Below are 13455 nucleotides of genomic sequence, written 5' to 3'. Positions count from 1 at the left end.
TGCCGCATCAAAGAGAAACTAAGCTGGTGACGTGAACGAAGACTTTGAAACATCGGTTACACAGCTAGTTGCCATGATTCCGGCAGGCAGCGTCCTTTCCTATGGGGACATCGCAGAACTGCTGGACTGTGGAGGCCCACGGCAGGTCGGAAAGGTCATGTCTGGGACCGAGGGCGATCTTCCCTGGTGGCGCGTGGTCCGGGCCGATGGGCAACCCCCTGCATGTCATGGCAATACAGCGTTCCATCATTATCGGACCGAGAACACTCCCATACGCTCGGCTGCAGCAGCCTCCGGAGCCGAGCGGATTCTCATGAAAGACGCCCGATGGCAGCCGACGGAGTCTGAATGGGAACAGCTCGACGTCCTCAAAAAAGGTTTGGCGGGGGAGAGCTCTACGGCTGGGAATTCCAAAATGTCGGACCAGGATGATTCGCTGTTCCCATGAAGCAACACATCAGTCTCGTGCGCTCAAGCAGGCGGGCAGTTGAAACGCTCGCATTGAGCGTTGACCAAGTGACAGTGGTGGATCGGCCGCCGGAGTCCGCCGCACTTCTGGTCCTGGGTGGCCCGGGGACGGGGAAGACAACGGTCGTCGTCGAGAGCGTTATCCGGCGGGTGTTGCGCGACGGTATGGACCCCGCCCGGGCGCTGGTTCTGGCCCCTACCCGTCTGTCGGCTGCACGTTTGCGGGACCAGATCACTGCACGGTTGGATCGGAGCCTGAGCGCCACTCCTGCACGGTCCTGGGCCTCGTACGCGTTTGATCTGATCCGTCGGGCCAGGGCTGCAGGTCTGTTGCCGCACGTGGTCCGTCCGCCAAAACTCCTTTCAGGCGCTGAACAGGACTTGATCATCAAGGAATTGCTGGACGGGCATGGATCAAATGGTGTGCCGGAACTGCCCTGGCCGGATGACCTCCAAGCGGCATTGGGTACCCGGGGCTTCCGGCAGGAAATACGGCAACTGTTCGACAGAATGAGCGAATATGGTTTGGGCCCGTCGGGTTTGGAGGCCTTCGGGCAGCAGATAGGGCGCCTGGACTGGAAAGCCGCCGCGGCGCTCTACGGCGAATACCGGGACGTGCTGGATATCCGGATGCCTGAAGCATTCGATCCAGCCGGAGTTATCACCACTGCCGTGGATCTGCTGCTCAATGAACCCGGGTTTCTGGACTCTGAGAGAGCTTCAACTGAATTCATTGGAGTGGATGACCTCCAGGAGGCCAATCCCGCGATCCACAGATTGCTGGCGCTCATTGGAGACGGTGCCGACGTCGTCATGGCTGCGTGCCCCGACACTGCGGTGCAGGGCTTCCGGGGAGCCAGGCCAGATCTGTTGGGCGAGCTGCATGCCACCTTCCGAGGTGGTGTGAAAACGGCCATGCTGACGACGTCGCATCGGCTAGGGCCTGGACTGAGCGATGCTTGGCAACGTGTTGCCGGGCGCATTTCAGCCGCCGGTGTCACACCCGCCTATCGGGCGCTCGCTGCCCACCCTGATCATGAGGCCAGCGCGGAAGTCCACGTTGTCGATTCAGACCTGCATGAATTGCGTTACGTGAGCCAACGTATCCTGCAGGCGCAGGTGCTGGACGGACTCAGACCATCGGATATCGCGGTCATCGTGCGCTCGGGGCGTCAAGTATCAGCCTTGCAGCGGTACCTCATCGGTCAAGGCATTGGTGTCCACGTCCCCTCATCGGAAAAAGCTGTCCGGGATGAAGCGGCCGTTCGTCCGCTGCTGGAGCTATTCGGCGTCGTTCTGGATGGCCAATTGCTGACTCCCGAGACAGCAGTATCGCTGGTGACCTCGCGGATAGGCGGTGCAACGGCCCTGGAACTCAGGCGGCTGCGACAAATACTGCGGCGCGAAGAGCTGAGCGTCGGTGGAGGGCGCGGCAGCGACGAACTCCTGATCGAGGCGCTACAACGCCCAGCCCAGCTGGAACTGCTTGGATGGGAGGGACGCGCGGGACTACGAATCGCACGGATGCTGGATGCTGGGGCAACAGCGGCATCAGCTCCGGGAGCAAATGCCGAAACCCTATTGTGGTCGCTATGGGACGCATCCAAACTCTCAATGCACTGGGCTGAGGCTTCTCTGGGCGCTGGAAGTGTTGCCATGCGGGCAGACAGGGATCTGGACGCCATGATGGCTCTCTTCCACGCCGCGGAACGGTACGTAGAACAACTGCCCGGAGCAACGCCCGCGCAGTTCTTGGAGTACCTGACCAGTCAAGAATTACCCATGGATACCTTGGCCGCTCGGGCACTGGGCAGGGAGACAGTGGAGATCCTCACCCCTGCAAGCGCAGCCGGACGGCAGTGGCCCATGGTTATCGTCGCTGGAATCCAGGAGGGCACGTGGCCAGACCTGAGGCTGAGAGGGGAGCTGCTCGGCAGCGGGGAACTCGCTGCAGTTATCGAACATGGAAAAGATTACCAAGCGTTCCGTCATCCGCTCGCCCTCATGCACGAGACGAGATTCGACGAACTCCGCTCATTCTCGATGGCAATTTCACGGGCATCCAAGCTGCTGATTTGCACGGCTGTTTCGGCAGAAGAAGACCAACCATCCCAGTTCCTTGATCTTATCGAGCCACTCCCCGAAGATGTTGAGGCGCGAAAACCCACTCAGGTGCTCCGTCCATTGTCGGTTCGGGGCCTTGTTGCCGATTACCGGCGCATCGCGCAGGAACAGCGTCCCGAAGCCGCGCAGGCCATTCGCCAATTAGCGCGAATGGTGCGGCACCGTCCGGTGGTCCCCGGCGGTCACCCGGATCAATGGTGGGGGCTCTTGCCCTTGTCCACGTCCACAAGCATCGTTGCAGAAGGGCAACCGGTCTACGTGTCGCCATCGAAAGTTGAAGCGGTGCTGAGATCTCCTCTGGACTGGTTCGTCTCTGCTGCCGGCGGAGAAGCTGCCCAGGATTTCGCACGATCGCTTGGAAGCCTCGTGCACGAGATCGCGCAGGACCTGCCAGAAGCCACCGGCACGGAATACGTCCTCGAACTTCGGCGTCGATGGCCAAAGCTCGGCATGAAAGAGAACTGGGAAGGGCAAATGGACTTTCTCAGGGCAGAAAAAATGGTCCGCAAGCTGGCCAGCTACGTTATTCGCATGAGACAAGAGGGCAGGTCGCTCCTGGCAGTGGAAAGCGACTTCGTAACCAGCCTGCCGCCCGTCCGTGAGCGTCTGGCCGAGACCGTCCTCCGTGGGCAAGTGGACCGCATCGAATTGGATAGCCTCGGCCATGTGCACATTGTGGATCTGAAAACCGGCAAGAACGCTCCATCGAAGGATGATCTGGCGGGGCACCCACAGCTGGCTTCTTATCAGGTTGCAGCGAACGCTGGGGCATTCGATGCCGTGGACGGTGCGGCCGGTGCGCCCTCAGGGGGTGCATCCCTAGTTCAGCTGGGAACCACCCTCAAGGATGCAGGCGTCCAAGAACAGCAAGCACTCAACCCGGAGGAAAGCTGGGCGAGGGACATGGTCCTCGAGGCCGCAAAGTTGATGTCGGGCGAATCTTTCGACGCCATCCACGAACCAGGCCGTCAAGCCTTCGGGGGGCGTGGCTGCCGGCTACCTGAGGTATGTCCGCTCTGCCCCGAAGGCAAGCAGGTGACTCAATGAGCCCTCAGCGCCCAACTGAAGACAGGACACATACCCTGACCCGCTCATACAGCGCTCGAAAACTCGCGGAACTGCTCCATGGAGATGCACCCGGTGACGTGCTCTATCCCACCCCGGAACAGATTATCGTCATCGAATCCGGCCTTGAACCCATGCTCGTCATAGCCGGCGCCGGATCAGGTAAAACCAAAACCATGGCGGATCGCGTTGTCTGGCTGGTGGCCAATGGACTGGTCAGGCCTGAGCAGATACTGGGTGTCACGTTCACCAGAAAGGCAGCGGGCGAACTAGCAACGCGTATCCGTCAGCGGCTCGCCCAGTTCTATCGGTTGGCAGGCCCGGTTTCGGAGAACCTCGTTCACGCGGAGGAGCGTCTTGAACCAACTGTCTCCACGTATCATTCGTATGCGAATTCCATCGTGTCGGATTACGGGCTGCGCGTAGGCGTGGAGAGAGACTCAACGATGTTGGGCGGAGCCCAGGCTTGGCAGCTGGCAAATCAGATTGTTGAAGCCTACACCGGAGCATTTGACCACCTCACGGCGGCCAAATCCACTCTCGTTCAAGCTGTTCTGAAGATGGCATCCGAATGCGCCGAACATCTGCGCCCGACATCCGATGTTCGTGATTGCCTGCTCGAGCACCTGAGCACGGTGGAGTCGCTGGAGTACAAGACAGGCAGCACAAGGGGAGCCTCCCAAAAAGTGGACCAGCTTCTACGCAAGCTCCGTACCCGGATCACCGTCACAGAACTTGTGGATCAGTACATGGTGGCGAAAAGGCAGAGAAGTCAGCTTGATTATGGCGATCTCGTAGCAGTAGCTGCAGAGATCGCTCGCAGTGTTCCCGCGGCTGTCGAGACGGAACGCCTCAAGTTCAAAGTCGTCTTGTTGGACGAATTCCAAGACACGTCATCAGCCCAGCTGACGCTCTTCGCGAACCTGTTCGGTGATGGGCGTTCCGTGACTGCAGTGGGGGATCCACATCAATCGATCTATGGCTTCCGGGGGGCATCGGCGGGCCAGCTAGCAGATTTTCGGACGCGGTTCCCGATCGCAGAAGATTCAGGCTACCGACCTGCCCATGTTGCGCACCTGTCGATTGCCTGGCGGAATTCGCGCGCTATTCTTGGCGCCGCAAATGCTGTCTCTGCGCCGTTGGGGAAGAAGGCCCCATGGTTAAACGTCCAGCGCATGCCGCCTGTGCCTCTGTTGCGTCAGAGACCAGGGGCTCCCGTCGGTGAAGTCCTGATTGCCCGGTACCTCAGCGACGATAAATCTCCATCCTTGGAGGTGGAAACCGGGGAGGCGGTAGGGGTGGCACGTCTGGTGGAACAGCAGCGGCAGCGTGCCTTCGAACACCACCCGGATGGACGTCCGTTGACGCCCACTGTCGCGGTCTTGTGCCGAGGTAAACGCCAGTTCGAACCAATACGCCGAGAGCTTGAGGAAAGGGGCATCCCCGTGCAGGTTGTTGGGCTCGGCGGGCTGTTGAGCACGCCCGAGGTTGTCGATCTGCTGGCCGTGCTGCGGGTTCTTGGTGATCCAGGGCGGTCCGATGCAATGCTTCGCATCCTTACCAGCGCGCGATGGCGGATCGGACCCATCGACCTCATGACTCTGTCAGATTGGTCCCGGCACCTGGCCAGGATGCGAGAACGTCCCAGGAGAGATGTCGTGTTCAACGACGACGACGTCGTCGTTGAACACGACATGGCCGAAGCGGGAAGCCTTGTGGAAGCTGTTGACTACCTGCCCAAAGCGGGCTGGATCTCCTCGAACGGACGGTCCCTCAGTACACCCGGACGAGCCCGCCTCGTTGAACTTGGTTGGGAACTGCGGACCCTGCGCGAATACGTCGGTCAGGACATCGTGACGTTGATTAGCGAAATCGAACACACCACACGACTCGACATCGAAGTTGCCGCCAAACCAGGAATGGACTTCCACGTAGCCCGCCGGAATCTGGATGCTTTTACCCAGGCAGCGGCCTCCTTCACCGCCACCGCGGACAGAGTGGACCTTCAAGCATTCCTCGCCTGGCTGGACGCCGCGGAAACAGAAGAGAACGGCCTGCCGGTCACGCAGCTGGAAGCGAGTAGGGATGCTGTGCAGCTGCTGACCGTCCATGCCTCGAAGGGACTTGAATGGGACGTCGTCGTCGTACCCGGGCTGAATGAAGGCAGCTTTCCCAGCGGCAAGGATTCACGCTGGAGCAGCGGAGAATCTGCCATTCCCTGGAACCTCCGGGGGGACGCACCGGACCTGCCCCAGTGGGATTGGCAGCAGGAGGATCAGTACTCGTGGCTCGAGAGCGAGAAACTGTTCTGCGAAGATGCCAGGGGCCACGCCGAACGTGAAGAGCGTCGACTCGCCTACGTGGCTTTCACCCGGGCGCGTCATGTACTCATCTGCAGTGGGAGCGTCTGGGGCAACGGACGTGCTAAACCCACTGCAGCATCACGGTACCTCGAAGAACTCGCGGAGCGTGCGCGGGCCGGAGAGGGGGGCTTCTCCCTCATCAACTGGGTCGCTGAAGAAGATCAGGGACTAGCTAACCCGGCGTCGTCCCACCCGAAAGTCGCGTCCTGGCCCTTCGATCCACTGGGGGGCAGGCGATCGATGCTGGAACACCTGGCCGCAGAAGTGAACCTGGCCGCAGCGAGCGAGCCTTTTCCGGCAGCAGAGGGGACCATTGAAGCCAAGCTCGACCGCGAAACAGACCTGGTCCTCGCCCAGCACAAAGACTCGGACAGCACAGTGGAAGTGGAACTGCCGCCTCATATCTCCGCCTCGGTACTAGTGGGCCTCACAGAAGATCCGGATCGGGTGATCAGGCAACTACGCAGACCCGTTCCGCGCAAACCCGGTCTCGCCGCACGAAAGGGAACGGCTTTTCACGAGTGGATAGAGAACTTTTACGGCAGAGCGGGACAGCTTGAGCTTGAGGTGGACGCTGAGCCCAGTGACTCCTACATCGATGAAACCTACGACCTGGACGTGATGGCAAAGACCTTTTCCGCATCGGTCTGGGCACACCGAGCCCCAGCGGCCATCGAAGTGCCGATCGAAACGACGGTCGACAACGTCGTCGTGCGTGGACGTATCGACGCAGTCTTCCAGGATGCCGATGGCGGTTGGGACCTGGTCGACTGGAAAACGGGTCGTGTTCCAACGGGGCACGAGTTGACGGTTCGCTCGGTGCAATTGGCTGTGTACCGGCATGCGTGGGCGCAGCTCAAGGGTGTTTCGCTGGACATGGTTCGCGCGGCGTTCTATTACGTGGGAGAGGACAAAACGGTGCGTCCGCATGACCTCGCAGATCAAACAGCGCTCGAAGCTATACTCTTCTCTGCCTATTCCTGAACTAGGCGGTTGACATCGGCGCCGCCCTCGGCTGAATGCGTCGCGGGCACAATGTCGATGGCGGAAGTGTCGGTATCGTCGTGCGGGGCGGCAGAGGCTCTTAGCGCTTCTTCCTCCGCTGCAGCTTCCTGCTCCAGAATGTCCGCGGTGAGAATACTGAGCATCTCTTCCGCTTCTGAGATCATCTCCGAATTCTCTGAGGCTATGCCGCGCACCAACCACTGTGCCAGGGCGAATTCAGCCGAAAGTGCGGCACGCCGAAGCAAATGGTCATCGGGACGGGTCGGTCGGGACGCCGCGTAGGCGGTGTGGACTGCGTCGGAAAACGCTGCATCGTTGGCAGCTATCAACCAGGCAAAATCGTCCGCCGGATCACCGATGTGCAGATCAGTCCAGCCGGTGACCGCGCGCACTCGGCCAGCTTCGATCAGTATGTTGTCTTCGTGAAGATCGCCGTGGACCACTGTCGGAGCAAAGCGCCAGAGCGAAATATCCTCGAGGGCATTCTCCCAGCGGCGCAGCAGAGTGGAAGGGATTTTGCCCGTCGTCGCGGCCTGGTCCAGTTCATTGAGGCGTCGCTGGCGGAACTCGTTCGCCGTGTAAGAGGGTAGGTCAGCGTTGTTCACTAGAGAGTCCGGAAGCTCGTGGATTCCAGCCATTGCTCTGCCGATCTCGTCCGCCAGCGCAGTTCGGTCCGCAACTAGTGCATCGATGCTGCGGAGACTGCCGGGCAAGTGCGAGTACACAAAAGTGGTGAGTTCACCCTGTCTTACGGTGCCGGCAACCGCGGGCACCGAGAACGGCAGATCCGCGCGTATGGCAGGACTGAATGCCCGCAGAACAACAAGTTCGGTTTCGAGCCGCATACTGGCTTCCACGTGCTTGGGGGAGCGCACACGCCATTGCTTTCCGGCGTCGTCGATGAGCACAGCGGAGTCGAAGTCCGCTGTGTCATCCGGTGATCCTGCCACGCCTCTTGGTGCCAGACCTGGTACTGCTGCGCTGGCGATTGCCGCCAGTTCCATGGGGTTCCGCTTCACAGGTTCTACCGTAGGGCGAACCCGGCGCCGAAGGGCTGACAGCGACCGGCGAGTCGCATAAACCGTGACAGAGACCTCATTGTCAACCAGTATCCACAGGAGGAATATAAAAAGGGGGAGTCAGTCAGTACGGTAGAACCATGAGCACTTTGTCGCTGTCGTCGCACCCCTCGCCGCTGGGTACCCTGAGCCTTTCCCATGTGGCCCTGGACCGTGGTTGCGAACGCCGTGGCCGTAGTGGTTGGCTTGACAGCATTCGGCTCTTGGAGAACACGCGGGTCCTCCTCATCGACGGAGATGCTGCTCCGGTTCGGGATGATTCCCTGGTCCTGCTGACCCCACCAGAAGTAGCCGCGCTCTTCGACGGCCACTCCTTTCAGTCGAGGGCGGAAATTTATCTGGGTCGCACACTCGGTCATGGGTGCCGTGAAGCAGGGCTGGAGGTCGTTCTGGCGGTTCTGCCGGTCGGGCTGCGGCCCGCATTGGGCAGTGAGGCGGAGGAAGCCGACGTCGTCTGGTCAGGGCTGCGCCAAGGTGCGCATGTTCTCGATGCCTCGGATGCGGCACTGCTTGTGGAAGCTGTGGCAGTGGCCAACTGGCATGCCACCCACACGCATTGTCCGCGGTGTGGCACAGCAACAGCCGTCGAGGGAAGCGGTTGGGTGCGCCGCTGCCCCCAGGACAACAGCCAGCACTTTCCACGAACCGATCCAGCCATCATCGTGACTGTCGTGGATGAAAAAGACAGACTACTTCTGGGCTCTGGTACAAACTGGCCCGAGGGGCGGTACTCGACGCTGGCAGGATTCGTCGAACCGGGAGAGTCGCTTGAGGCGGCAGTTATCCGTGAAATTGAGGAAGAGTCTGGTGTTCTCGTTCACAGTCCCCAGTATCTTGGTTCGCAGCCATGGCCGTTTCCAAACTCACTGATGCTCGGATTCACGGCTACGGCGACATCGACGTCCACCAAGGCCGACGGCGTTGAGATCCGGGACGTTAGATGGTTCACTCGTGAAGAATTGGCCGCGGATCTCAGGACGGGAGTCATTGCGGTGGCTGGCGGTGTCTCGATTGCACGGGCGCTGATCGAACACTGGTTCGGCGGGCCCTTGCCGGAGGCACCGGCCGGTGTCTGAGCCACATTCACTTCAGGACCGCTCCATCGACGAGGCAGTTCTTTCCGGTCTCGACGACGAGCAGAGGCAGGTGGCTACAGCCCTTCGTGGCCCGGTCTGCGTGCTGGCAGGCGCTGGAACCGGCAAGACCCGTGCCATCACGCACCGGGTAGCCTACGGCGTCCACACCGGGGTATATCAGCCGCAACGCGTTCTCGCCGTGACTTTCACGGCCCGAGCTGCAGCAGAAATGCGAACCCGACTCCGGGATCTCGGCGCGGGCGGGGTGCAGGCAAGGACGTTCCATGCAGCAGCCCTTCGACAGCTGCAGTTTTTTTGGCCCCAGGCCGTTGGTGGAACGATGCCGAACCTGTTGGACCACAAGGCGGGAATGATTGCCGAATCCGCGCGCCGCCTTCGTCTGAGCACCGACCGTGCGGCTATTAGAGATGTGGCCGCGGAGATCGAATGGGCAAAAGTGTCCATGCTGACCCCTGAAACATATCCACGCGCCGCAGCCACGCGAGAACCCCCGGCAGGATTCGACACAACAACCGTTGCTCGTATCTTCCAGTCCTATGAAGACGTCAAAACGGATCGAAACGTCATTGATTTCGAGGATGTTCTGCTGATCACCGTCGGGATCCTGCAGGAGGATGCCAGGGTGGCGGCCACCGTGCGGGAGCAGTACAGACATTTTGTTGTGGATGAGTACCAAGACGTTTCACCATTGCAGCAGCGTCTGCTGGACCTCTGGTTGGGGGACCGGCAGGAGCTGTGCGTTGTGGGCGATGCCAGTCAGACAATCTATTCCTTCACCGGCGCTACCCCGCGTCACTTGCTGCGTTTTACGGAACGGTATCCGGAGGCCGACGTCGTTCGCCTAGTGCGCGACTACAGGTCCACTCCGCAGGTGGTCCAACTGGCCAACGGGCTGCTTGCTGCCCGCACGGCTGAGGCCGAGCGAGAAAAAAAGACCTCGTGGGCAACTCCGCTTGAACTCGTGGCCCAACGCCAGCCCGGGCCTGCCCCGACGTTCACGGAGTGTTCGGATGACGAAGCAGAGGCCAGCCAGGTCGCGGCGAGAATCCGTCGTTTGATCGATGGTGAGAACGTCGCGGCCGGTAGCATCGCCATTCTCTACAGGACGAACGGACAGTCGGAGGCATACGAGCAGGCGCTGACTGCGGTCGGCATTGGTTATCAACTTCGTGGGGGAGAGAGGTTTTTTGCCCGCCGCGAGGTACGCGATGCCATGCTGCAGTTGAAAGCTGCGTCACGCTCTGTCGGCGATGAGCAGGTTTCACAGCTCGTCCCCGACATTCTGGCCTCTCTCGGATACACGGAGGAAGCGCCGCGCGGCAGCGGTGCCGTGCGCGAAAAATGGGAGTCTCTGGCGGCCCTGGTCTCTTTGGCCAAGGACATTGAACTACATCGAATCTCAGTGCCGGGCGGCCGATTCACGTTGGCGGATTTTGTCATGGAACTGGAGGAGCGTGCAGCGGCTCAGCATGCACCCGCCATGCAGGGAGTGACTCTTGCTTCGTTGCATTCGGCAAAGGGGCTCGAATGGGACGCGGTATTTCTGGTGGGGCTCAGCGAGGGACTCATGCCGATTTCCTTCGCGGATACCCCGGATGCGGTTGATGAGGAACGCCGCCTCCTCTATGTGGGTATCACCCGGGCGCGTATTCACTTGGCACTTTCCTGGTCTACATCACGAACGCCCGGTGGGCGGGCACATCGGAAACCGTCACGGTTTCTCGACGGTCTCCGGCCAAGGACTGAGCGCGACAATCGCAAAGCGTCCGCGACCATCCCACAACGAAAGATTGCAGGTCCGGCCAAGTGCCGTGAGTGCGGAGATCTTCTGACAACCGGCGCGCAGCGGAAAACCGGCCGGTGCTCGGACTGCCCACCAGGCTATGACGAGGCAGTTTTTGAGTCGCTGAGATCTTGGCGGCTTGGTGAAGCCAAGAGCACTGAGGTACCGGCTTTTGTAGTCTTTACCGACGCCACTCTTGCAGCAATAGCTGAAGCGCGGCCGCAAAGCCTTGAACAGCTCGCGGCGTTGTCGGGGGTGGGCCCTTCAAAGCTTGAGAAGTACGGTGAAGCGGTACTGCGCGTTCTGGCGGAAGCTTAGCTAGTGGGAAAGACCATCGCCGCTTGGGCAGTTCCGACGCATACGCCCAGTGGCGTGCCTGTAGAGGTCAGACGTTCGGCGCGACGAAAACGTACGGTATCAGCCTCTTTCCGGAACGGTGCGGCAGTGGTGTTAATTCCAGGGTATTTCACCAAAAAGCAGGAGTGCGAATGGGTCCAGCGAATGATCGGCAGGCTGGAGTCAAAGCCGGTCAAGCCCGGCAAACCGGACCGCAGAGAGCGGGACAGTGAGCTTCGCCGTCGCGCTCTGAAACTTTCAGGCAGTTACTTGCCGGGGGCCCCTGAGCCGGTTTCGGTCAGATGGGTTTCGAATCAGTCGACGCGCTGGGGATCCGCAACACCGTCCCGAAAAACAATCCGTCTTTCAGACCAGCTCAAAGGAATGCCCAGCTGGGTGATTGACTACGTTCTCCTCCACGAACTCGCCCATCTATTGGTGCCTTCCCACGGCAAACACTTCTGGGATCTACTCAGTGTTTATCCGCAGTTGGAGCAGGCTAGAGCGTTTCTTGATGGTGTATCCTTCGCGGCTGGCCGCGGGTTGAGTGGTCAGGACTTGCCGGAATCATCTGGTTCGGAGGGGCTGTCACCGGATTCGTCCTGATCGGTTTCGGGGTCTTCGAATTCGCCGTCCAGGAGGCGTGCCAGTGCTGCGTCGACGTCGGACTCGGAGGCATCCAGGAGTTGGCGTCGTGCCGCGAACCCTTCGGGGTCGTCGAGGTCCTCGGTCGTGGGTAGCAGGTCAGGGTGATCCCACACGGCGTCGCGGCCTGAGATGGAGCGTTCTTCGGTGAGATGGGCCCAGAGGGTGGCCGCGTCGCGGAGCCTCCGCGGCCGGAGTTCGAGCCCCACCAGTGAGGCAAAGGCGTGTTCGGCGGGGCCTCCTGTTGCCCGCCGGCGTCGAACCATTTCCCGCAGGGCGGACGACGATGGCAGGTTGACCGTAGCCGCGGCGGTCAGTTCATCCACCCACCCTTCTACGAGAGCGAGCGAGGTTTCCAATCTTGCCAGCGCAGCTTCCTGCTCTGGTGTGCGCTCAGGCGTGAACACGCCCTGTGAGAGTGCGGCTTGCATGGATTCTGGGTTAGAAGGGTCGATGTCGCGGGCAATGTCTTCGACCTTCGAGAGGTCAATGCGAATGCCGCGGGCATAACTGGCAATGGTCCCAAAGAGGTGAGCTGATAGCCACGGGACATGCGTGAACAGACGGGCATGGGCAGCCTCACGAACGGCAAGGAAAATTCTTACTTCTTGTTCCGGGATGTCCAGGCCTTCGCCGAATGCCTGCACATTCGCGGGCAACAACGCCATTTTTCCTTCTGCCAGCGGCACTCCTATGTCGGTCGAACTCACCACGTCCCGGGACAACGCGCCAACTGCCTGACCGAGCTGCAGTCCGAACATGGCGCCGCCCATATTGCGGAACATCGAGGAGGCTCCGCCCATCATGGATTTCATCTCTTCGGGGAGCTGACCAGAAATCGCGTCAGAAAGTGCTTCTGCGATGCTGTTGGCCACGGGCTCGGTCAGCTGCTTCCAGGTGTCCATAGTCGCTTCCACCCATTCAGCGCGTGACCATGCGCGCCCAAGAGTCGACGTGGACGGAAACTCTGTAACGGGGTCCAACCACATTTCTGCTATCCGCAGGGCTTCGTCGACTTCACGGGTCTGCTGTGCTGTCACGGATGGGTCTGTGCCGCTCGCCGCGACGCGGCGTGCTTGTTCGTGTGCCATCTGCCAATTGACCGGACCATCTGAGGGTGCGGAGAACATGGCCTGCACCTGCTGCATCATCATGGCCATCGAGTTGGGGTCAGAAGGCATGCCTGCGGCCTTGGCGATCTCCTGTGGATCGATCGAGGAATCACCGCTGAAGAGCTTTGCAAGCATTTCAGACAGGGGATCTTTGGGGGTGTCGTCGTCGTTTGGCTGATGGGAAGTCATGGCTAACACCGCTCCTGAGTAGGCACTGTTGTGCTTGATCTTGCGTGCGGAATTCTGGCGTCAGACTGGCGGCAGTCATCCGCGCGCTCACGGTGACCACGTTACCGGCAGTGGCGCGCGTTGTCGCCGTGGACCCATACCCGTTCGCTGTGGGCAAAGGGCCCGGGGGCGTAGGCTTATCGCTGGCGC

8 protein-coding genes are annotated in these 13455 nt (G+C 60.6%); 6 read left to right on the top strand and 2 right to left on the bottom strand.

The features are described 5' to 3' along the window. Positions 1-31: 31 nt before the first annotated feature. Genes JOE65_RS11860 through JOE65_RS11850 form a run of 3 tightly spaced genes read left to right on the top strand, consistent with a single transcriptional unit; the run spans position 32 to position 7004 of the window. Complete coding sequence (locus tag JOE65_RS11860; protein WP_338021630.1) at positions 32-448, top strand: MGMT family protein; 417 nt, start codon at positions 32-34, stop codon at positions 446-448. Continuing rightward, positions 445-3639 (top strand): ATP-dependent helicase, encoded by a 3195-nt coding sequence (locus tag JOE65_RS11855; protein WP_205163386.1) that lies wholly within the window; start codon positions 445-447, stop codon positions 3637-3639. Before JOE65_RS11860 ends, JOE65_RS11855 begins: the two co-directional genes overlap by 4 nt. After that, positions 3636-7004, top strand: coding sequence for an ATP-dependent helicase (locus tag JOE65_RS11850; protein ID WP_205163385.1), 3369 nt, complete (start codon positions 3636-3638; stop codon positions 7002-7004). The genes JOE65_RS11855 and JOE65_RS11850 overlap by 4 nt, the downstream gene beginning before the upstream one ends. On the opposite strand, the gene JOE65_RS11845 is transcribed toward JOE65_RS11850, so the two are convergent. Then, complete coding sequence (locus tag JOE65_RS11845) at positions 6995-8044, bottom strand: phosphotransferase (RefSeq protein WP_205163384.1); 1050 nt, start codon at positions 8042-8044, stop codon at positions 6995-6997. The two genes, JOE65_RS11850 and JOE65_RS11845, sit on opposite strands and share 10 nt — an antisense overlap. Before the next feature lie 140 nt (positions 8045-8184). Between JOE65_RS11845 and nudC the strand changes: the two genes are divergently transcribed. The 3 genes from nudC to JOE65_RS11830 all read left to right on the top strand — a co-directional run bounded on the left by nudC (position 8185) and on the right by JOE65_RS11830 (position 11926). Next, complete coding sequence (gene nudC / locus JOE65_RS11840) at positions 8185-9180, top strand: NAD(+) diphosphatase (protein WP_205163383.1); 996 nt, start codon at positions 8185-8187, stop codon at positions 9178-9180. After that, the gene (locus JOE65_RS11835; protein WP_205163382.1) at positions 9173-11302 is read left to right on the top strand and encodes a UvrD-helicase domain-containing protein; all 2130 of its coding nucleotides are present in this window, start codon (positions 9173-9175) and stop codon (positions 11300-11302) included. Before nudC ends, JOE65_RS11835 begins: the two co-directional genes overlap by 8 nt. 183 nt (positions 11303-11485) lie before the next feature. Next, entirely contained in the window at positions 11486-11926 is a 441-nt protein-coding gene (locus JOE65_RS11830) for a M48 metallopeptidase family protein (protein WP_338021684.1), read from the top strand. Here JOE65_RS11830 and JOE65_RS11825 read toward each other — a convergent pair. Beyond that, on the bottom strand, positions 11872-13266 hold the full coding sequence (locus JOE65_RS11825) for a zinc-dependent metalloprotease (protein ID WP_205163380.1): 1395 nt from the start codon (positions 13264-13266) through the stop codon (positions 11872-11874). The two genes, JOE65_RS11830 and JOE65_RS11825, sit on opposite strands and share 55 nt — an antisense overlap. Between the last annotated feature and the right edge of the window lie 189 nt (positions 13267-13455).

Origin of the sequence: Arthrobacter roseus (assembly GCF_016907875.1) — a bacterium.
In the GTDB taxonomy this organism is placed as follows: domain Bacteria; phylum Actinomycetota; class Actinomycetes; order Actinomycetales; family Micrococcaceae; genus Arthrobacter_J; species Arthrobacter_J roseus.
Note: the sequence above shows the minus strand (reverse complement) of the source record. Positions and strands in the feature narration are given on the sequence as shown.